Source organism: Fictibacillus sp. FJAT-27399 (assembly GCF_001510655.1).
GTDB classification, from domain to species: Bacteria; Bacillota; Bacilli; order Bacillales; family Fictibacillaceae; genus Fictibacillus_C; species Fictibacillus_C marinisediminis.
The window spans coordinates 1665928-1687357 of the sequence record NZ_LMVC01000002.1; the positions used below are offsets into that span (position 1 = coordinate 1665928).

The 21430-nt window shown below is 44.4% G+C and carries 19 protein-coding genes; 2 read left to right on the forward strand and 17 right to left on the reverse strand.

The features are described from left to right. Nucleotides 1-317: 317 nt before the first annotated feature. The 11 genes from paaD to AR335_RS13520 all read right to left on the reverse strand — a co-directional run bounded on the left by paaD (nucleotide 318) and on the right by AR335_RS13520 (nucleotide 11299). Nucleotides 318-818 (reverse strand): 1,2-phenylacetyl-CoA epoxidase subunit PaaD, encoded by a 501-nt coding sequence (paaD, locus tag AR335_RS13470; RefSeq protein WP_062236586.1) that lies wholly within the window; start codon nucleotides 816-818, stop codon nucleotides 318-320. Between the two features lie 30 nt (nucleotides 819-848). Then, complete coding sequence (paaC, locus tag AR335_RS13475) at nucleotides 849-1655, reverse strand: 1,2-phenylacetyl-CoA epoxidase subunit PaaC (RefSeq protein ID WP_062236590.1); 807 nt, start codon at nucleotides 1653-1655, stop codon at nucleotides 849-851. After that, the gene (paaB, locus tag AR335_RS13480) at nucleotides 1652-1999 is read right to left on the reverse strand and encodes a 1,2-phenylacetyl-CoA epoxidase subunit PaaB (RefSeq protein WP_062236593.1); all 348 of its coding nucleotides are present in this window, start codon (nucleotides 1997-1999) and stop codon (nucleotides 1652-1654) included. The genes paaC and paaB overlap by 4 nt, the downstream gene beginning before the upstream one ends. A 23-nt stretch (nucleotides 2000-2022) precedes the next feature. Then, nucleotides 2023-2931, reverse strand: a complete 909-nt coding sequence (paaA, locus tag AR335_RS13485) for a 1,2-phenylacetyl-CoA epoxidase subunit PaaA (RefSeq protein WP_062237104.1) — start codon at nucleotides 2929-2931, stop codon at nucleotides 2023-2025. A gap of 129 nt (nucleotides 2932-3060) precedes the next feature. Next, nucleotides 3061-4386 carry a phenylacetate--CoA ligase family protein gene (locus tag AR335_RS13490; RefSeq protein ID WP_234293299.1) on the reverse strand — a complete coding sequence of 442 codons (1326 nt, stop codon included), beginning with the start codon at nucleotides 4384-4386 and terminating at the stop codon, nucleotides 3061-3063. Nucleotides 4387-4660: 274 nt separating this feature from the next. Then, complete coding sequence (locus AR335_RS13495) at nucleotides 4661-5650, reverse strand: lipoate--protein ligase (protein ID WP_062236598.1); 990 nt, start codon at nucleotides 5648-5650, stop codon at nucleotides 4661-4663. 117 nt (nucleotides 5651-5767) lie between these two features. Next, nucleotides 5768-6502, reverse strand: a complete 735-nt coding sequence (locus AR335_RS13500; protein WP_062236601.1) for an MBL fold metallo-hydrolase — start codon at nucleotides 6500-6502, stop codon at nucleotides 5768-5770. 118 nt (nucleotides 6503-6620) lie between these two features. Beyond that, entirely contained in the window at nucleotides 6621-7448 is an 828-nt protein-coding gene (locus AR335_RS13505) for a carbohydrate ABC transporter permease (RefSeq protein ID WP_062236603.1), read from the reverse strand. A gap of 30 nt (nucleotides 7449-7478) precedes the next feature. Continuing rightward, a complete protein-coding gene (locus AR335_RS13510) occupies nucleotides 7479-8816 on the reverse strand; it encodes a carbohydrate ABC transporter permease (protein ID WP_369795820.1) in 1338 nt (445 codons plus the stop codon). A 144-nt stretch (nucleotides 8817-8960) separates the two neighbouring features. Further along, nucleotides 8961-10259 carry an ABC transporter substrate-binding protein gene (locus tag AR335_RS13515; RefSeq protein ID WP_053355527.1) on the reverse strand — a complete coding sequence of 433 codons (1299 nt, stop codon included), beginning with the start codon at nucleotides 10257-10259 and terminating at the stop codon, nucleotides 8961-8963. Between the two features lie 53 nt (nucleotides 10260-10312). After that, the gene (locus AR335_RS13520) at nucleotides 10313-11299 is read right to left on the reverse strand and encodes a LacI family DNA-binding transcriptional regulator (protein WP_062236606.1); all 987 of its coding nucleotides are present in this window, start codon (nucleotides 11297-11299) and stop codon (nucleotides 10313-10315) included. A 234-nt stretch (nucleotides 11300-11533) separates the two neighbouring features. Here AR335_RS13520 and AR335_RS13525 point away from each other — a divergent pair, with 234 nt between their 5' ends. After that, nucleotides 11534-12256 (forward strand): amino acid ABC transporter ATP-binding protein, encoded by a 723-nt coding sequence (locus AR335_RS13525; protein ID WP_062236609.1) that lies wholly within the window; start codon nucleotides 11534-11536, stop codon nucleotides 12254-12256. A gap of 46 nt (nucleotides 12257-12302) precedes the next feature. On the opposite strand, the gene AR335_RS13530 is transcribed toward AR335_RS13525, so the two are convergent. Further along, the gene (locus AR335_RS13530) at nucleotides 12303-13859 is read right to left on the reverse strand and encodes a glycine betaine ABC transporter substrate-binding protein (RefSeq protein WP_062236613.1); all 1557 of its coding nucleotides are present in this window, start codon (nucleotides 13857-13859) and stop codon (nucleotides 12303-12305) included. After that, entirely contained in the window at nucleotides 13849-15000 is a 1152-nt protein-coding gene (locus AR335_RS13535; RefSeq protein ID WP_062236615.1) for an ABC transporter ATP-binding protein, read from the reverse strand. The genes AR335_RS13530 and AR335_RS13535 overlap by 11 nt, the downstream gene beginning before the upstream one ends. 209 nt (nucleotides 15001-15209) lie before the next feature. On the opposite strand from AR335_RS13535, the gene AR335_RS25215 reads away from it, so the two are divergent. Continuing rightward, the gene (locus AR335_RS25215; RefSeq protein WP_255357578.1) at nucleotides 15210-15338 is read left to right on the forward strand and encodes a hypothetical protein; all 129 of its coding nucleotides are present in this window, start codon (nucleotides 15210-15212) and stop codon (nucleotides 15336-15338) included. Between the two features lie 104 nt (nucleotides 15339-15442). On the opposite strand, the gene AR335_RS13540 is transcribed toward AR335_RS25215, so the two are convergent. The 4 genes from AR335_RS13540 to hemY form a co-directional block, all read right to left on the reverse strand. Continuing rightward, complete coding sequence (locus tag AR335_RS13540) at nucleotides 15443-17836, reverse strand: YhgE/Pip domain-containing protein (protein ID WP_062236618.1); 2394 nt, start codon at nucleotides 17834-17836, stop codon at nucleotides 15443-15445. 165 nt (nucleotides 17837-18001) lie between these two features. Further along, nucleotides 18002-18571: a TetR/AcrR family transcriptional regulator gene (locus tag AR335_RS13545; RefSeq protein WP_062236620.1), complete on the reverse strand. Its 570-nt coding sequence runs from the start codon at nucleotides 18569-18571 to the stop codon at nucleotides 18002-18004. An 83-nt stretch (nucleotides 18572-18654) separates the two neighbouring features. After that, nucleotides 18655-19908 carry an ATP-binding protein gene (locus tag AR335_RS13550; RefSeq protein WP_062236622.1) on the reverse strand — a complete coding sequence of 418 codons (1254 nt, stop codon included), beginning with the start codon at nucleotides 19906-19908 and terminating at the stop codon, nucleotides 18655-18657. A 99-nt stretch (nucleotides 19909-20007) separates the two neighbouring features. Next, nucleotides 20008-21426, reverse strand: coding sequence for a protoporphyrinogen oxidase (gene hemY, locus AR335_RS13555; RefSeq protein WP_062236624.1), 1419 nt, complete (start codon nucleotides 21424-21426; stop codon nucleotides 20008-20010). Between the last annotated feature and the right edge of the window lie 4 nt (nucleotides 21427-21430).

Here is a 21430-nt window from a genome sequence, read left to right on the forward strand (position 1 = left end):
TTTTTTATGATTCTTTCATTATGAGACAGCATTAAACCATTTCTATAAAACTAGCTGTTCCCCTTTTTCTTTTTGGCTGTTTTCGTAACCTTTGGTGCTCTTGGAAGGCGGTTGATCTCCGTTTCAGGCTGCCCGCTTTAACCGGCGTAAACGCCTACTTTCGCGGGGCGTGCGGTGAGCCCCGTGGCGCAAGCGCCTCCTTGGTCTCACCTGTCACGCTTCATCCCGCCGGAGTCTCGCACCATGCACTCCAATCAACTTGTCAATGAAGCTCTTTACACTCATAAGCAACAATTTTTTGAAAAGAGCCTTCTTTTTCAGTTCATATCCGCTACAGGCTTCATCGCTTCAAAAGGGTTTTTACAAGACTTGCAATATAGGATGCTGCGGCAAGCGGTCGGGCCGAAGATATTCTCCATGGTTACATATGAGGAGCCGCAATACGGACAATCGATGCTCCACGGTTCCCCCATCACATGATTTGCCGGTGGAGGCGCAATCCCAAACTCTTTTAATCTCTCTTTGCCTCCTTCAGTAATCCGGTCTGTTGTCCAAGCCGGCGTGTAGACAAACTCCACATGAACTTCCTTCACACCTTCTACAGCACGGGCAGCCTGTTTAATATCTCTTTCAATGATATGAAGGGCCGGACAGCCAACGAACGTAGGCAGCGCTTTGATGAGTACAGAGCCTTCTCTTTCCTCAACGTCTTCAATCATTCCCAGGTCCAGTATGCTTACAGAAGCAATCTCCGGGTCTTTTACATCTTTGAGGGCTGAGATTACTTTTTCTTTGAGATTCATAGATTGTATAACCATGCTGTCTCTCCTTTCCGGTCCTGCGTTTTGTTACCAGCCGGAAGCCGGGTTAGTGGCAAACACTTCTGAAAGAGTGGAAAGGGCTTCAGCAAGATCAGGCGTATGCTCGCCTTTCCGGCCGTTACCGCTTTCAATCAGCGGCTCTCCTGGTACTGTTATACCGGTTTCCGAGAATACTTTCTCAATCCTGTTAAGCCAGCGTTTCTTCAAAAGCGGTTCATCTTCTATTAATCCAGCTTTTACGATCTCTCCATAAAATGGTCCCAGCGTAAGTACTCCGCCAAAATCTCTCCATACTCTATCCACTGCTGACAGCATGCGTTGCTTCGCATCTTCTGTGCTCATTACAAGCTGCTTGAACCAAATATCCCAGTGCATCAAATGGTAATACTGCTCTGTCATGATTTTCTTCGCTGCATTGGCCAGCGGTTCGTAGGAAGACATTCTCAGCGATTCCAGACGGATGTGTTTGTGGACCGCATAAAAATAGTTTCTTACGACGGCAAATGCCCAGTCATAGTCCGGTTTATCAAGATAGGTCCCGCTTCCGTTCACCCTTTCAAGCAGGATGGCATTGCGGAACTCTTCGGGTTTTCTGAGATGCGCAATGCGGTCCGCTTCTCCTTCACCAAGGTCCTCCAAAAGGTGGTAGTACATTGAAGCATGCCCCATCATGTCCTGATTGATGGAAGAAAACGCAACGTCTTCTTCGATATGGGGGGCGAGTCCAAGCCATTCCGATCCTCTGTAAGCCAGGATAAAGTCATCATCTGCCAGCTGATAGATCAATTCCTTGAGCGCTTTTTTTTCTTGTTGGTTTAATGTTTCTCCGGTCATCGGCTCTCTTCCCTTCCGCCCATGATGTGCTGTTCTGTAAACTGTTCCTGATTGTAGTCACGCCATTTTTTCTTCAGGTAACCATATCCTTTAGTTTCTCTATAGTCTTTATCCAGTCTTTTCAGCATTACTCTTTCACTCTGTGTTAAGCCGCGGATGTTCTCCCGTTTGACGACCCAAATGTCAGCCACTGTCTCTCTGCGGAAGAAATTTTCCTTTGCCATGACAAGAGCCATATCTGCGTTCGGCGCAAGCAGGCTGAACTGATGCTGAAAAGGAGCTTTATCTGTCTTCTTGCTGAACACTTCATACACGTTATAAAATTGGTTTCCTTGTTCGCTCATTCGTTATCCACTCTCCTCCGCTTTTAGATCGCCTTTTGGGCGGCAAGTGCCTCCCGAACCCAGCTGTTGTTGTCATATGAACTTCTTCTCAAATCCAATCGTTCCTGTGAACGCGGCCCATTTCCTGAAACAATCTGTTTAAATTCATTCCAGTCGACATCCTGATACACCCACATCTGTGTCTCTTCATCAAAGTGGATCGTTTCATCTGGAATGGTAAGGCCGAGCGCCCAGACGCGCGGAATATATTTGGTGAAGAACTCCTGGCGAAGATCTTCATTCGTTTTCGTCCGGATTTTATACATGATGTTCTTATCGGCGTTCGAATTGCCCGTTTCTTTTGCTGACTTCGGACCAAAGAACATGATCAGTGACGTCCACCAGCGGTTAAGGGAATCCTGCAGCAATGCTCGCTGTTCAGGCGTACCTTCAGCAAGGGCTAAAATAATGCTCTCGCCATGCTGAGCATGGAAGACTTCTTCTGCGCAAATACGCTTTAACGCTCTTGCGTATGGCCCGTATGATGAATCGAGCATCATGCTCTGCGAGATGATGGCTGCTCCGTCCACTAGCCAGGCGATCATTCCGGCATCCCCCCAAGTCGGTGCCTCCATATGAAAGACGTTGTGAAATTTCAGACGGCCGGAGAACAGATCCTGCATGATGTCTTCCCTTGTTTTCCCGAGAGGAGCCATGAGATCCTCCGCAACACGCAATAAGAGCTGGCCGTGCCCCATTTCATCCTGCACTTTCGCCATAATCGCTAATTTACGGTGAAGGGATGGTGCTTTTGGTACCCACTCCTTTTCTGGAAGCGCTCCCATAATTTCCGAAATGCCATGCATAGAAATGAGACGTATGAGATTTGTTCTATAATCATCCGGCATCCAATCATCGGCTTCTATCTTTTCACCGAGGTTGATTCGATCCATAAAATGCTGGTGCTTTTCATCGTTTGTTAACTGTTCAAAGCTGAGACCTGCCTGCACAATAAGCCCCTCCTAATTATATTACGTTTATTTACCGTTATTATAAAATATCGTCATATAAATAACAACCAACTATACACCTAATTGAGCGGTTTTATGTCTGACCACCCGAACTGCCTTCCCTTCAGACCTTGGAATGGAGCCCGGAGGAAGCAGATGGATATCCAGATTTACAAGACAGCTGCTTTTAACCGCATGCTTGATTCGGTCTTTGAGCAATTCCAAATCCACATGGTCAAGGTTTTGTTCCATGCGTGTGAAACAAGCTTCTGTAATCTCTACGTGAAGCTGAACATTCTCTTTAAAACCGTCTGCATGAACGTGGAGCTGATAATGAGGAACAAGATCCTCTGCTTTCAGAAGACAGTTCTCAATTTCGGATGGAAAAACGTTGACACCGCGGATAATGAGCATATCATCAATCCGGCCTTTAACACGTGACATCCTGACGGAAGTGCGTCCACAGACGCATTTTCCCGTACAAAGCGAAGCGATATCACCTGTGCGGTACCTTATGACAGGGAAGGCTTCTTTCGTTAAACTAGTAAACACAAGCTCGCCCGTTTCTCCCTCTGGAACTGGTTCAAGTGTGTCAGGGTCGATCACTTCAACAAAAAAGTGGTCATCCATGATGTGAAGTCCGTCCTGTGCTTCATGGCACTCCATGGCTACACCTGGCCCCATCACTTCACTGAGTCCATAGATGTCCATCGCTTTAATATTCAGCTTTTCTTCTAGAGCAGTCCTCATCTCTTCTGACCAAGGCTCTGCACCAAATATGCCGTATTTTAAGGAAGTAGCGCGAGGATCCTTGCCCATTTTCTCCATCTTTTCTGCAATAGTCAGGATATAGGATGGAGTTCCGCAGATCACCTCTGGCTTAAAGTCTTCAATGAGCAGGATTTGGCGTTCCGTGTTGCCTCCAGAAACCGGTACAGTCACCATCCCCAGGCGTTCTGAACCAAAATGAAGGCCAAGTCCTCCTGTAAAGAGGCCGTAACCGTATGCATTATGAAGGAATTTTCCAGACTCACCTCCGCCGATCGCGATACACCGTGCCACCATTTCGCTCCAGTTTTCAATATCTTTTGCCGTATATCCAACGACGGTAGGCTTCCCGCTCGTACCCGAAGAAGCATGAACGCGTGTCAGCTCTTTTGTATCCACGGCAAAAAGGCCAAAGGGGTAATGATCCCTAAGATCCTTTTTTACGGTGAATGGCAATTTTTTTATATCTTCCAGCGTATGAATATCCTCAGGCGCTATCCCTTTTTCCACAAATGCTTTTCGGTAAAAAGGCACACTCTCAAATACCTTCCCAGCTGTTTCCTTAAGTCTTGATAACTGAAGTTCCTGCTTTTCCCCTCGTTCCATGCATTCCATTTCCCGATCAAAGATCAACTGCATTCACCTCTTCTTTAGTTAGTAAGCCCTTTCATTTTCAGTTATTACGTATGACGTTTTATTTTCGTTTTAATTATATATGTAATACTATTTTCTAAAGCTTATCGTTTTACGACTATTCTGTCAAATGGAAGATGAACAAAAAAGACAGCTGTGGCCCCATGCCATAGCTGTCTTTATTATTTGATTTTATTAAAGCAGATTGTATATATAGTGATTCGTGGAACAAATGAAACGCTCCATCATTTAGTCTTACAGAGCTTTTTAATTAATAGAGCAGGTCCAAAAATTCTTCTCTCGTTACATTTCCAAAATAATGGCCCATGTCTGCATCTTCAAGCGCCTTTTCAATATCTCTTCTGTCATAGCGGGTGCCGATCAGCCGCTCTTCGATGTCACGTACATCGCCTACTCCAAAGAAATCACCGTAAATTTTACATTCACGCATGATGCCTTTCTCGATTTGAAGTTTCACATCTACTGAACCGCCAGCAAAACGGTTGGAAAGTTCCACGTTGGATTTTGGAGAGTTGCCATAGTTCCAATCCCAATTGCGGTATCTTTCTTCTGATAACTTATTAATTTGTTCCCAATCTTTCACGGTAAGTTCATAGCGCGGGATTTCCTCAAATTCTTCGAACAAATACGAAAGTAGAATCTGCTTGAATTCTTCCATCGTCATTTCTTCATTCATATGCTCTTTAATATTCGTAACCCGGCTGCGTATCGACTTGATGCCTTTCGATTGAATCTTATCTAATTTTACATTAAGAGCAGAGACAACATTTTCAATTTCGGAATCAAACATAAGTGTACCGTGGCTAAACATTCTGCCTCGGGTGGTAAACATAGCGTTTCCTGAAATTTTCTTCCCGTCAACGAGAATATCATTTCTTCCGCTAAGCTCCGCATTGAGACCTAGTTTATTCAGTGCCTTGACGACAGGATCGGTAAACTTTTTAAAATCATGAAAAGAATTGCCGTCATCTTTCGTAATAAAGCTGAAGTTCAGGTTGCCGGTATCATGGTAGACCGCTCCCCCGCCAGATAGTCGGCGGACGACATGGATGCCGTGCTCCCGAACATAATCGGCATTGATCTCCTCTACCGTATTCTGATTCTTCCCGATAATGATAGAAGGTTCATTAATATAAAATAAAAGATACGTTTCGTTAATATCCAGGTTTTTTAAAGCGTATTCCTCGATGGCAAGGTTTACTCTGGGATCCGTAATATTACGGTTATCAATAAACAGCATAGCTTATTCTCCTTCACTGCTCCGTTAGAAATAATTTCTCCTTTTTCGTTATACAACTCTTTTAGAAGAATAGCAAGCTGTCAGACTTCTCATTCCCTAACAATTTATGGTTGTATTTTATCCTTCCCACGTCCACCCGGCAGATGCAGTTTCCACTTTGCCGCTAAACCTTTCTGACGCCTGTTCGATTAGCTGGTTATGGTCACCGAAATGCGGCAGATGCGTGAGAAGCAGATGAGGAATATCCGCTTTGGCTGCAATGTTTGCAGCATCATGAGAGTTCATATGTCCAGGGCCGCTTCCATCTTGATCACTGTAGAAATTGCATTCTGAAATAAGCAGATCTGCACCTTTACTAAAGGGAACAAAGTCAGAGAGGTAAGCAGAATCTGCTGTATATACGAAGGTTTTGCTTCCATCTGTAATTCTCATCGCATAGCATGGTGCCGGATGCTTTGTCTCCATAAAGGAGATGTGAAACGGACCAATCTGGAGCAGCTGTTCCGGGAAGTAGGCTTTACCCGCAGTAGCTGAACGGTACGTTAAGCTCTGGAAACCCTTTTGATCTTTTGTGTGGCCATAAACCGGCAGTGTTGGAATACCTTTCTGCAAAAAGGATTGAACGAGCCGTCCATACTGAAGGACGCCAATATCTGCCACATGGTCATGATGATAGTGCGACAGGATCACAGCATTCATTTCCTCAACCCCTATATAGTTCTGCAGGCTGGACAAAACACCGCTCCCGCAGTCAATCAGCAGATTAAATCCCTCATGCTGCAGAAGATAACCCGAAGTAGCTTCTCCTTTTCCCGGATAGCCGCCCCAATAACCAATTACTGTTAACTTCACTTCATTCACTTCCTTATGATTTTACTCCTAGTATAACCTTAAAAGGTGCCAGGCACCGCCTTTTGACATCTGTCAAAGGCGGGTGCCTGGCACCTAAACGAAAGGAAAGGAAAGCCTTCTATTCTTTTACGGCTCCGGATGTAAGGCCGGAAACAATTCTGCGCTGGAACAACAGAACCATGATAACGAGCGGAACAGTAACAATAACCGTTGCTGCTGTTATGTCGCCCCAAGGTACGGTGAACTGCCCTTCAAACATTGCAATCCCGACTGGAACTGTTTTTAATTTATCATCGGTATTGATGGTTAAGGCGAACAGGAATTCATTCCACGCTGCGATAAATACGAGAATGGCTGTTGTAAAGATTCCCGGTACAGCCAGCGGCAGTATAACTTTCCAGTACGTCTGCATCAAGGTTGCTCCATCCATCTTTGCTGCTTCCTCCAGATCAAACGGGATCTTGCGGAAGAAGGTAACCAGAATCCAGATCGACAGCGGAAGCGTAACCGTTGTATAGGGAATGATCAAACCTAAGTAGCTGTTGGTCAATCCAATATTCTTCAACAGAATGTATATCGGTGAAATGGTAGCGATCTGCGGGAACATGGATACCGAGAGCACCAGCCCCAAAATGACTGTCTTCCCTTTAAATTGCAGCCTCGCGATCGCGTAAGCTGTGAATGATGCGATTAAAACTGTATACACCGTCGTAACACCCGAAACAACGAAGCTGTTCCATAAGTATTTAAGAAACGGATAGTTAGTGAATACAGACACATAGTTTTTAAAAGTAGGATGGTCTGTAAACGGATGGAACGCCTTATCCCCAAACAGCTCTGAAACTGGCTTAATCGAGCTTAACAGCATCCATAAGAACGGGAACATGACGAAAAACACAAAGATTGCAAGAAAGATATAAAACAGCGGTCCTGCTTTTTTATTCACGAATTCTCACTCCTTTTTACAGTAACTGCCCTACTTGTCGTTTAACAGCTCACGGCCAAGAAACTTGATGAAAATCATGGAAATGACGGCAACACAGACAAAGACGATAACCGACAGTGCTGAACCGTCCCCGAAATTGGTCTGTTCGAACATTCTTTTGTACGCCAGGATCGATATCGTTTCCGTTGAGTTGGCAGGACCTCCGCCTGTCAGTACATAAACAAGGTCAAATACCCGGAAAGCATCGAGTGTTCTGAACAGCAGGGCTACCAGAATACTGGATTTCAACAAAGGCAGTGTAATGGTCGTGAACTGCTTCCATTTGGTCGCTCCATCAATGGACGCGGCCTCGTAGAGTGAAGATGAGATTGTCTGCAGGCCGGCTAAGAGCAATAACGCCATATATGGAGTCGTTTTCCAGACATCCGTAAAAATAATAGAGAACATGGCTCCGATATTGCTTGTCAGGAGATCCGTCGCATTATCAACGAGTCCGATTTTTTCAAAAATCTTAGCGACAATCCCATTCTGGCCATCATATAAGAACTGCCACATTTTCGCAGAAACGGCGGTTGGAATTGCCCATGGAATGAGGATCGTCGCCCTGACCAGACCTCTTCCAAAGAAAGCTTTATTGATCAATACAGCAATCGCAAGTCCAAGTACCAGTTCTATAAAAACGGAAATGATGGTAAACGCGCTTGTATTCCAAATCGCCATCCACATCCGCTTATCCGTCAGATTGCTCTTGTAATGGTCAAATCCGATAAAGTTAGGCTTGATTACCGCTTCGTTCAGGGAAGAAGACAATCCGAGAGCATCGTCTTCATTCTTAAGCCCCTTAAGGTCCTTTACTTGTGTGGAAACTTTATGAAGCGTCTTATCGAGCTTCATAGCATCAGCTTTATCAACCTTTACCGAGCTTAGATCCTCACTTACCGGCTCCATGTTCGTCAGCTTGTCATCGACTTGCTCATATTTTTTCTTAACGGCAGCATCACTTTGTATGCCTGTATCAACATCTTTTAGCTCTTTAATCAATCCATTTAGCGTATCAGCCGTTGACCCCTCTGCTTTCCCTGCCTCGTCTTCGAGTGTACTGATCAGAAAAGGGTAACTGTTTAAATACTTTTCAAGGTCAATATGGTAACTCAAGTTTACTTCGGATTTTGTCGGGTTATTTAACCTGAGGTCAAACAGGCTGTAATAAAACGATTGAAGTACGGGCCATACTGCGATAAGAAGAATTAAAATCAAAGATGGGGCAACAAGCGTATAGCCCAATCTGCTTTCAGACGCTTTTCGTTTTTTTCCTGAAGAAGGCTTTACCTGCTTTGGCTGTTTCTCTGGATTTAGCTTTACTTCCACGTTTGTCCACTCCTTACATAACGAATGCCATCGATGGACTGGCGAAGCAACAGTCCATCCATTTCATTCTGGAATCGATACCACTAATAATTTTGCATAAGCCTCCATATACATGAAGGCTTATGCATTTACTTGTCGAGTCTATTACTTTTCAAGCTTTGCAGAGATTTCTTTTTGCATGTTTTTCGCTGCTTGTTCCGGTGTGATTTCTTTAGCGATCGCTTTGGAAATCTGGATTTGGATGATATCTGAGATCTCAGTGTAGTTCGGTGCTACCGGACGGGAAACCGCTGATTTAAGAGCGTTTACGAATCCTTCTTCTTTAAAGTAAGGATTTGCTTTTTGAACATCTGGATCGTCGAACAATTTGTTGAGCGTTGGAGCATGTCCGCCATTGATCGCATCAAGCTTCTGTCCTTCTTCACCCGCCATAAATTTAAGGAATAACCAAGCTTCTTTCGGTACATCAGTATTCTTGTTGATACCCGCTTGCCATCCGCCAAGTGCAGCAGCAGGTCCTTTGTCACCAGCAGGAAGCGGTGCTACGCCAATTTTGCCTACAATTTTAGATTGTGACTTATCATTAGCAAGAGCATATTGATACGGCCAGTTGCGGATGAACGCAGATTGTCCGTTAATGAACGCTGTATGGGACTCAGGCTCTGCGAATGTCGTTACGTTTTTAGGTACAACATCAGAAGTAGCAACTTCTACAAGTTTTTTGATCCCTTTTACAGCTTGTGGAGAATCTACGACAACTTCTCCTTTGTCATTGATGATCTCTCCGCCGTAAGAAGCGATAAATTCAACCGCGTTACATACAAGTCCTTCATATTGCTTTGCCTGCATCAAGTATCCGAACTTCGTGCCGCCTTTTCCTTTATCTGCTTTTGCCTGCTTCAAAAGATCATCCCACGTCTTCGGCGGTGATTTTACAAGGTCTGTACGGTAGAAAAGCATACCGGCATCAATGAACTTAGGAAGAGCCCATTGTTTTCCTTTAAATTTAGAAGCGCTTAATGCACCTTCGTTATACTCATCCAGCTTTACACCGTCTTTTTGAATGAAACGGTCAAGCGGCATAACGTAGCCAGCCTGCGCAAACTCTGCCGGCCACACAACATCCATATCAAAGACATCGATCTCATCAGATTTGGCGTTGAACGCTGTTACGTAAGCGTTATGCTGCTTTCCTGTGTCAGCAGGCATCTCACGAAATTTAACATCGATGTTCGGGTACTTCTTCTCGAACGCTGCTACCATCTTTTGCGTAGCATGTGTGTCATCTTTACCGCGGGCATAAATCAACTCGACCTTTTTCCCTTTGCTTCCAGAATCCTTTGACTTTTCGTCTGTGCTCGCTTTGTTGTCACTGCACGCGGACAAAACGAGTGAAAGAGCGAGCGATGTTGTAATGACCTTTGAGATCTTTTTGATGTTCATCAAGGTTATCCCCCTTTAATATAGTACGCGGACTGCTGATTCCATTAATGGAATCAGGTAGACCGCCGTTTAACCAGTTTAAAATCAAGCTGTATTTCCTTTTTCTTGCTTGGCAGTTTCTTTTCTATCGTTTGAATCATTTGTTCCATTGCCCGCTTTGCAATTTCCTCTATCGGCTGCTCGATCGTCGTCAAACCGATCAAATCTGCAATTGGCTGGTCATCGAAACCTATGATCGCTAAATCATCCGGTACTCGCCATTGATGATTGACCGCTTCCTTCCAGATTCCTGCTGCTACTTCATCACTGCCGGTAAACACTGCCGTAGGAGGGTTCTGCATGCTTGCGATGGTTTGAAAAATTCGCTTTCCATCCTCTATGCTGTATGCACTTGTCAGGAACCACTCATCGTTGAGAGGAAGCCCTGCCTCAGCCAATGCTTTCTTATAGCCTTTGTACCGGTCAGAAGCTACGCGCGATGCGGTGTTGTCCCCCGAGCAATATCCAATTTTCGTATGGCCCTGCTCGATGAGATGCCGCGTCCCTATGTAACCGCCTTCAACTTGATTTAAATAAACGGTTGGTACAATAGCTTCATCATTGTATTCATTGCATAGCATGATCGGCCCAAAGTTCATATACGGTTCAATGTCACTCCATTCATTCTCGATGGACGTGAGGATCAACCCGTCTACTTGCTTCGTTTTCAGCAATTCAAGATAATTGATCTCCTGATTGCGGCTGTAGCTCGTCTGGCAGAGAATAAGCTGGTATCCTTTATCGGACGCATAGTTTCCCATGACCTCAACCATTTGGCTGAAGAAGGGATTTGTGATCCTTGGGACATAAACGGCAATGGTTTCAGTCTGCTGCTTTCTTAGCCGGCGTGCAGAAGAATTAGGTACATAATTTAACTCTTCCATCGCATTCATAACGAGTCTTTTCTTTTCATCCGTAACATATGGATGCTGATTGATTACTCTGGAGACTGTTGTTCTCGATAATCCGGCCAGCTTTGCTACATCTTGAATAGTCGCCATTGCGTTTCTCCTTCATTTCTCACTATGAAATCGAAATCATGAAATCGTTTTCATAAATTGAGTATAGGTGAAACTTCCTAGAAGGTCAATAAGTTTTCTAAAAATTTTTATAATAGTTTACATTAAAAGTTTTATTCATCGCATTCTCCCCTTTCAGAAGGTATAATCTAGTTAACATCAGGAAAACGATAAAGAGATCTAATAGGATATAAAAAAAGGGGGAACGAACTCTCAATGATCAAAGTACGAAACTTAAAAAAATCCTTTGGGGATTTAGAAGTGTTAAAAGATATAAACTCTGAAATCAAGGAACAGGAAGTAGTCTGCGTGATCGGTCCGTCCGGTTCAGGGAAAAGCACGTTTCTCCGCTGTTTAAATAAGCTAGAGGATATCACTGGCGGAGAAGTAGTGGTGAATGGCTATAATCTTGTTGATCCGAAGGTAAACATTAACCTTGTACGCCAGGATGTTGGTATGGTGTTTCAGCAGTTCAACCTCTTTCCACATAAATCCGTTCTGGAAAACGTGACGCTTGGGCCTATAAAAGTACGGGGAATGGAACCAGCGAAAGCTAAAGAAAAAGCTCTCGCTCTTCTATCCAAAGTTGGCTTGAATGACAAAGCAGACAGTTACCCGGGACAGTTATCCGGAGGACAAAAACAGCGTGTAGCCATCGCCCGCGCACTGGCTATGGATCCTAAGATCATGCTCTTTGACGAACCCACTTCAGCACTGGATCCCGAAATGGTTGGTGAAGTGCTCGAAGTGATGAAACAGCTTGCGAAGGAAGGAATGACGATGGTCGTTGTTACCCACGAAATGGGCTTTGCCCGTGAGGTCGGTGACCGTGTCATCTTCATGGATGGCGGCTATATCGTTGAAGAGAACATTCCGTCTGAAATATTCGGAAACCCGCAGCATGAGAGGACAAAATCCTTTTTAAGCAAGGTTCTATAGTCCAATAAAAAAAGCCTGGCTTCGCCAGGCTTTTTTTATTGGATGTTTATTTAACTAACCCTTTTTTCTTAAGGAAATCCCTTGCCACATCCCCTGGTTCTTCCTTATCGATGTCCACTTTCGCGTTCATTTCTGCCATATCCTTTTCACTTATTTTTCCTGCCAGCTGATTAACAGTATCCTTCAGCTTCGGAAATTTTTTAAGTGTTTCTTGTCTGACAACCGGTGCCGCATAATAAGGCGGGAAGAATTTCTTATCATCTTTTAACAGCTTGAGATTATAGCGCGCAATCCTTCCATCAGTTGTAAAGGCAGCTATGGTATCTACTTTTCCAGCCTTTACCGCTCCATACATCAAATTGGGATCAAGGCTTTTTTTATCTTTAAAGTTAAAGTTATACACCTTTTGGAAACCGGGATAGCCATCCTCACGTTCATAAAATTCGGTTGGAGCGCCGAACGTGACTTGTGATGATTTGCCTGCAAGCTCAGAGGTTGTTTTCACTCCAAGTTCTTTATACTTTTGAGGCTGTAGAGCAAGAGCATACGTATTCTGAAAACCAAGGGGCTCAAGCCAGTCCAGTTTATATTTCTTTTTGTATCCTTCTTTCACACGGTCATAGATTTGATCGGGAGTAAGATTGGGAGAATACTTTTCCTTAAGGATGGTAAGCAGTCCAGTCCCTGTATACTCTACGTACATGTCGATATCACCCTTTTTGATGGCCTGGGTCAATATCGGGGTTTCTCCGAGCCCTTCTCCTACGTCTACTTTATAGTCTGTTTTTGCTTCTACATATTCCGCGATAACATAAGGAAGGATATACTGCTCTGTCCATTTCTTCCCTGAAATCTTAATCGTATCGTCTGATGTACCGCTCCTTATGGCGAAAAACAGAAGCAGCGCAGCGACGGGTATGAGAATAATAGACGCCTTCTTCCACGAAAACTTCCTTTTGCCGACCGGATTAGACGCGATTTCAATCCGCTTCAGAATATAATCGATAACAAGCGCGAGCAGAGCAGCTGGTATAGCACCAGCAAGCACGAGCTCATTCCTGGTTGTTGAAAGCCCCCTGTAGATCAGGTCACCGAGTCCGCCAGCACCAATAAAGGCCGCCAATGTGGCTACCCCGATCGTTAACACTGTGGCGGTGCGCAAGCCTGCCATAATAATAGGAAGGGCAAGCGGGAGTTCGATCATTCTTAAAATTTGATTCTTCGTCATCCCCATTCCCCGGCCCGCTTCAACCGCAGACTGATCCACTCCTGTAATGCCAGTATATGTATTTCTTAAAATGGGAAGCAGTGCATACACAGTCAATGCAATAATGGCAGTTGTGCTTCCGATGCCAAAGAGCGGAAGCAAAAATCCGAATAATGCTAAGCTTGGAATCGTCTGAAAGATAGCTGTTACACCGATTACAGGCTCCGCAATTCTAGCTCTTCTTGAAATATAAATGCCTAGTGGTATGGCAATCGCAGCTGCGATAAGGATCGACACAAGAGAAAGAAATAAATGCTGCTGCAGCCCTTCCAGAATGTCCGGCCACCTCGTTTTAAACGTATCCACAAGTGTTGAGAAAAAGTTTTTATTGTTCATCTAAAGACCCTCCTTCCTGTCTTGCGGAGGTCTTCATTCCTGCAAGGCCACGCATCATCGTGGATTGAGTAATCAAGCCTGCCAATTTTCCATTGTTCAAGACCGGAATAAATGAAGCCCTTTTCTTGGCAAACACCTCAGCGACATCCGTATAGGGTGACTCCAGCTCTACGGCATGAAAGTCCTTGTCCATAATATCACCAATCGTTTTGTCTTCCTCGTTATAAAACCGTTCCACCGCACCAATAGTTGCAATCCCAAGAAGCTGGTCTTCCGGATTGGTCACCATTAAGCTGTCTACTTTATAGCGTTTCATCATCTTCAAAGCTTCCGCCAGTCCTCTTGAAGCCCTCGCAGTCACAACTTTATCAATCATGAGATCAGCTGCTGCCGGCTTATCGTTGCTTAAGTCTTCAAGCCTTTGTTCACCAATAAAGCCTTTGACAAAATCATCGGCTGGATGACGCAGGATTCTTTCCGGGGTATCAAACTGGACAATTCTGCCCTCGCGCATAATGGCGATACGATCAGCTATTTTTAACGCTTCATCCATGTCATGGGTTACAAATACAATCGTTTTCTGGATAGTATCCTGAAGCTTGATCAGTTCGTCCTGAAGCTGCTCCCTGCTGATCGGATCCAGCGCACTGAACGGTTCATCCATTAAAATAACAGGTGGTTCTGCGGCAAGAGCCCGGATGACGCCTATTCTCTGCTGCTGTCCGCCGCTTAGCTCGGAAGGGTATCTGTCTTTGAACGTTTCTGGGTCAAGTCCGACCAAGTTCAGCAATTCATCAATTTTATGATCATACTTGTCTTTCTTCCAGCCTTTCAGCCTTGGTACGAGGGAGATGTTTTCACCGATTGTCATATGGGGCAATAAGCCGATCTGCTGAATCACGTATCCTATATTTCGGCGAAGCTTAACTGGATCTTTTTCAGAAATATCTTCACCGTCAATTAGAATGGTTCCTCCTGTCGGTTCAATCAGGCGGTTAATCATCTTCATTGTTGTCGTCTTTCCGCAGCCGCTCGGCCCGATTAATGCAATCAATTCTCCTTTCTTAATATGAAAATCAATGTTTTTAAGGGCTTCAAAGCCATCAGGGTACTTCTTTGCCACGTTTTTAAATGTGATCAAGGTCTATCTCCTACTTTCTCTTTCCTTTTCTGTCACGGCATATTTTTATCATCATTCCTATGTTTCCCTATTTGATCAAGCAAGAAACCAATTTAGCAAGCAAATTTAAGAAAAACTCTAGTAGTCTGTTAAGGACCGGCAAGTGCTGGAGCTAAACAACGTTTTAAAGAAAAGGCTGTTTTCGTAACCTTTACTGCTCTTGGGAGTGGTTGATTTCCGTTTCAGGCTGCTCGCTTTCCGCGGGGCGTGCGGTGAGCCTCCTCGGCGCAGGCGTCTGCGGGTCTCACCTGTCCCGCTACTCCCGCAGGAGTCTCGCACCTTGCACTCCAATCAACTGATCAATGAAGTTTCTATACTTAAATGCCCCCAAAGCAACAATCTTTTAGAAAAGAGCCATAGCAAAAAAGCAGTCCCCTCATTAATAGATAGGACTGCCATATTATTAGATAGTGTTCGCAGCAGGTTCTTCGTTTCTGAACTTCTTCATTTTGATTCTGAAGAAGAGAAGGGAAGCTGCCAGAATTGGAACCATAAAGTACCCGAGTATGATCGCATTCTGCCACATAAGACTGTAATCCCCCGTCGTTATGACAGCACGCAGCCCGGCGATAGAATAGGACATCGGCATAAAAAAGTGAACCGTCTGAAGTGAGGAAGGAATCATTTCTGTCGGGAATGTTCCTCCGCTTGATGTTAATTGGAAGATCAGCATCAGGATAACGATAAATCGTCCAGGGTTACCCATGGTTGTAACAAGGAACTGAATAATGGCCATGAACGTTAAGCTGATGATGATACTGAACAAAACAAATCTGCCTGTGCTCTGTACTTCGAGATCAAGACCTTGCAGCAAGATCAGATCCGCGATTAGAGCTTGAACAATGCCTGTCACTGCCATAAAAGCATATTTGCTGAAGAACCAGCTGAATGCATTTTTGGGTTTCATCGCTGGTTCAACGAGCGGGAACACAATGGTCAGCATGAGGGCACCTACAAACAGTCCCAGGGACAAGAAGTATGGAGCAAGCCCGGTTCCATAGGTCATATCTTTTACGGTGCTGGCGTTCAAGGTTTTTACCGGATTGGAAATCATTTTGACTTCATCATCCGTAGCTTTCGCTTTGTGAGCCTTTTCTGCCGCTTTGTTCAATTCTCCAGCCAGTTTTTCATTGCCGGATTTAATAGAATCGACACCGGAAGCCAGTTTACCAGCCCCATCATTCAGCTGGCGTGCTCCATCGCTCAGCTTCCCTGAACCGTCTTTTGCACTCTGCAGGCCATTCGTAAGATCAATGCTTCCTTTTGCCAGTTTAGACTGGCCTTGGCTGAGTTTGCCGACGTTATCGACAAGACCTGACCAGCCTTGGGACAACCCTGCTGTTCCTGCAGACAATTTAGCGGAGCCATCGGCTAATTGATCGGCACCACCTTTTGCTTCTCCGATTTTGGACATAAACGTTTTTGTTCCTTCAAGCAATTTCTGCTGTCCAGAAGCCAGCTGAGCCGTGCCGTCTACCAGTTTCTCCTGGCCGGCATGAAGGGCTTCTGCACCTTTTTGAAACAGTGCCTGGCCAGCTGATAACTTGTTAGCTCCAGCAGAAAGTTGATCGGCACCAGCTTTTAAAGGCGCTGCCCCCTCGGCTACTTTTTGAGTACCTTCGCTGACTTGCTTGCTTCCAGCTTCAAGAGCTGCGACCCGGGCCAATATTTCAGCCTTTGGCATATCGGGATTTTTCGCCATATCCTCTTTTAAAGAAGCAAGGCCCTTGTTCACGGTTTTTGCTCCTGCTGCTGTTTTGTCAGCACCGTCTTTTAACGTTGTCATCCCGGAGGATAACTTTGCCGCTCCGTCCTTAATGCTGCGGGCGCCATCCTCTAAATCTTTCCCTTTATCATCGAGTACACCTGAGCCTTCATAAGCAGCCGCTGCTCCCGTCTTCAAGTCATCGGCGCCTTTGGCCAGCTGTTCCTGTCCAGACGTAATCTGATTTCCTTTTTGGTCAAGCTGATCCAGTCCCCCGGAGAGGCTGTTCAGGCCCTTTTCAAGGCTGCTTGCGCCGTTATTGAGCTGGTCGATCTCAGGGGATTTCTCTTTCATGCCTGAGTACAGCTTTCCAGCTCCGTCTTCGGATTGTTTCAAGCCCTCAGAAAGCTGTGACGATCCTCCCGCCAGCTGGCCCAATCCATTGTGAAGGTCTTCTGTCTTGTTTGAAAAGGCTTCAGTGCCTTTAACAAGATCGTGTGAGCCGCCAGAAGCTTTTGAAGAACCATCTGCTAGTTTTCCCGCACCATCTGATGCTTTCTTGAAACCATCGCCCATTTCGCCAATTTTATCAAAAATGATTCCGGTATACTTTTTGGAAATTTCATTAGAGAGCTTGTTTTCAAGCTGTTCTACACCTTTTTTCCCGATTTGGGAGGCAAGATAGTTATAGCCAGAATTTGTTTTATAATTTAACTGAAGTTTATCAGGATGAGGATCCATCGCTGTTTTAGCTTTTTCTGAGAAGTTTCCCGGAACCTCAATGACCGCATAATACTGATTATCCTTTAAGCCCTTTTCAGCTTTATCCGAACTGACAAATTCCCACTTGAAGTCTGAGTTATCCTTCAGATCTTTTACTAAATCATCACCGATTTGAAGCTTTTCACCATCCAGCTTAGCTCCCTTATCCTCGTTTACTACAGCGACCGGCAGCTTATCCGTATGCGAATATGGATCCCAGAAAGCCCACAAGTAAATTCCACTGTACAAGATGGGAATAAACAAAATGGCTGCAACCGGAATCAGTAATTTCGGATTGCGGAGAACGGCCTGAAATTGTTTTCTTATCATGCTAATTTCACCCATTTCTATCATTTCATACAATATGACTATTTTGGTCAATCGGTCATTTTATTTCAAAAAAAGAGAGATCTTGCAATAAAGATCACTTAAAATGACTAAAATTAAAATTTGGTCATTCACAAAAATACCACGAATATAACAGGTTTGCAACTGTTACCTTTTAAGTCCCGTCATTAAAATATTTTCAATAATGTCCGCAATCTCTTCCTTGCTGAGAGGCTCATGTTCCTGCTCCCAATCAAATACGAGCGAAACGTACATTTTCAGCATCACAAAAGAAGTAATCTCTGTGTTGCACTTCCTAATTTCTCCTTTTTCAATGGCTTTCTGAAGCTCTTGTTTAATAAAAGTGATTACAGCCGTCTCAAGCATGACGCTTGCCTCTTTTACGGCAGGAGTATTCAGTTCTCTTCCTTCCTGTGCAATCTTGATTGCAAGCTGATGGGACTTGCGGAAATCCAGGACACCATATAATGCGGAATGAAGATTTTCATGAAATGCTCGGTCTTCCTTTATCGCATCTGCTGCGACATGCCGTATCTGCCTTACAAGATCGGTTACAATTTCCCTGAACAGTTCTTCTTTATTATCAAAAAAAGTATAAATTGTCCCTTTACCGACATTAGCAATTTTAGCTACCTGATCCATAGTGGTGGCTTTATATCCAAACAGCGAAAAAGACTTTGCTGCAGCTTCAATAATATTTTGTTTTCGATCAATCATGGGCTCATTCCCTTTCACTGACCATTTTTCCCATCTGGTCAATTTCAAACTTTACCACGTTATTGCGGATCACACAAGTATCATTAGGAAGATTTAACAGGCAAGGTCAATAAAACCTTCGTCCCTTCCTCCGGTGTACTTTCATACCGCACGCTCCCTCCAATACTACGGATGAGCCGGCTAATAATCATTGTGCCCAAACCTGTGCCCTTAGTCTTTGTTGTATAAAAAGGAAGCCCGATCTGCTGAAGTTCTTCTTCAGACATGCCTTTTCCATTATCTTCAATCGCCAGTGTAATGGAGTCTTTGGAGAAAGAATGTTTATAAACTGTAATCAGCCCTTCTTTTCCATCCGTTGACTCAATGGCATTTTTAATAATATTGATCAGACATTGTTTCACATGATGCTCATCAGCAACGATTTCATCATTCTCTCCAGTTAGCTCGTACGCAATGACTGTATTATGAAGAAATCCGTAAGGCCTTATCAGTGAGAGCGTATCCTGGATCAATTTATCCAGTTGAAGGACCTTTAGATCTGGCTTTCCGGGTTTGACCAAAGTTAAGTAATCAGTAATGATTTTATTGGTTCGGTCTAATTCATCCAATATTAAAGGAGCAAGCTCTTCCAGCTTTTTATCTTCCGTATCCTTTGCCAAAAATTGAATGAGACCCCGGACAGTAGTCAGCGGGTTCCTGACCTCATGAGCGATCGCTGCTGCCATCTGCCCTACCACAGAGAGTTTATCGAGATAGGCGGTTTCTTCAAGCCTCATATTAATGAACGTCAATCTTTCAATAAGGATGATAGAAGTAAAGAAAGACACATTAAAGCAAATGAAATAAACCCAATAAAAGTCTCTTGGAAGAAAATCCATCTCACTATGAATAATCATCATATAGATGATCGTGTAAACGGCCGCAATAACTATTCCAGCTCTCCATTTTTTCATTTCCTCAGTAAAAAAACCTTTGTATGCCCCTGCAATGACAAACGCCACTAAGGCAAGCACAACGCCAAGGAAAGCAAAATGGCCCCCGATGATAAGCCTCGCTATAGAAACAATGATCGTGCATATCGCACCTGGCAGCAATCCGCCGTAGAGAGTCGCAACAACAATCGGAACGTTTCTAAGGTCAAAAAAGGAGTCCTTCAGCGTTTCAATAGGATAGGCCATACAAAGCAAAGCACAGATGCCGGCAATCCCCCCATAAAGCATTTTGGCCTTTAGCGCCAGCTTCCGCTCAATAAGAAAAGGTACAATCGTATTGGCGATATAGGTTAAAGAAAAGATAACAGCTATATTCACAAACAGCGGCTGTAAAAAGTATTTCATCACATAAGTCCCTTCAGTAAATCCCTGCAAACCAAGTATATCAAATTTATCCCTTTCATATGTTTTGAGCACAAAAAAGCGCGATAGGTCCGATGTGGCCTATCGCAAGGTTTTGATAATATGGGTAACCGCCTTTTCAGCTGAAGCTACACAATCGGGAAGCCCTACACCTTCATAGGAGGCACCTGCAGCATATACACCCGGATAATGTGCTGAAAGATTGTCCTGTAGTTTTTGCCACAATTGTTTGTGGTTAACCTCATATTGAGGCATGGACTGAATCCAGCGTGAAACATAATAAAAATCAGGTTCAGAGGTAATGTCCATGATTTTATCCAGATCATTCAGGACGGCTTTCAGAATAGCTTCGTCAGACTCAAAAACAATTTCCTGGTTATTCGCCCTGCCCACGTAACAGCGGAGCAGAACTTTCCCTTCCGGCGTTGTATGCGGCCATTTTCGGTGTGTCCACGTACACGCGGTGATGGTTGTTGGTTCCTTCCGCGAAATAACGAAACCTGTACCGTTAATATCATTTTTCAGAGCTGAAGCCGGAAAAGCCATCGCTATGGTTGCAACTGATGTTGATGGTGTGGAATGGAACTCATCGACCCTGATTTGTTCTGGCAGCAGCTGCTTGGCTACTGAATAAGGAGAAGCCAGAATCACAGAATCACCATGCGTATTCGTTCCATCTTCCAATTCAATCCGGTATCGTCCTGTTTCTTCACGATCGATGCCTGAAACCTTTTTGTTTTTCCAGATACTCTCCGGCTCAAGAAGCTCCTCGAGTCTTTCTAAAAGAGATTCCAAACCGGAAGAAAGGGTCAAGAACTGGCCTTTCTTCTTTTTGCCATAAGTTCCCGGTCTTTCAGAAGCCTTTGGTATATTCTGTTTCATACCGAGTATAAGGCTTCTGGACTTTCTTTCCACATCCTGAAACTGAGGAAATGTCGACTGCAGGCTCAGCCGGTCGATGTCTCCTGCGTAAATTCCAGACAGCAAGGGCTCGATCAAGTTTTCAACAACCTGGTCTCCAAGCCTTCTCCGGAAAAAATGGCCGACAGAAATATCCTGATCCGCTCCTTCACGGCGTGGAAGCACAAGATCCATTGCAGCCCTTGCTTTGCCGGCTTTGGAAAATAACTTGGTCTTGATGAACGGCCCCACTTTTGTTGGGACACCCATTACGGCTCCTTCAGGGATAGGGTGCAATTTGCCGCCTGACATTACATAGGCCTGACCTGTTTCATTGGAAACCAGTTTTTCTTCAAGTCCGGCATGTTCAATTAGTTTCGTCAGGCTTTGCTTGCGTCCTAAATAAGAATCCGGACCACGTTCAATGACAAAACCATCGCGATGAATGGTTTTAATTTTTCCACCGAGCCGGTCAGACGCTTCAATCAGCGTGTAAGTAATGGGGAGATTTCTTTCTTTCGCTTCCTTCTGCAAGTAAAAAGCGGCGGTCAATCCTGTTATACCGCCGCCGATAATTACTACATGCTTCCGCTCTGGCATGATT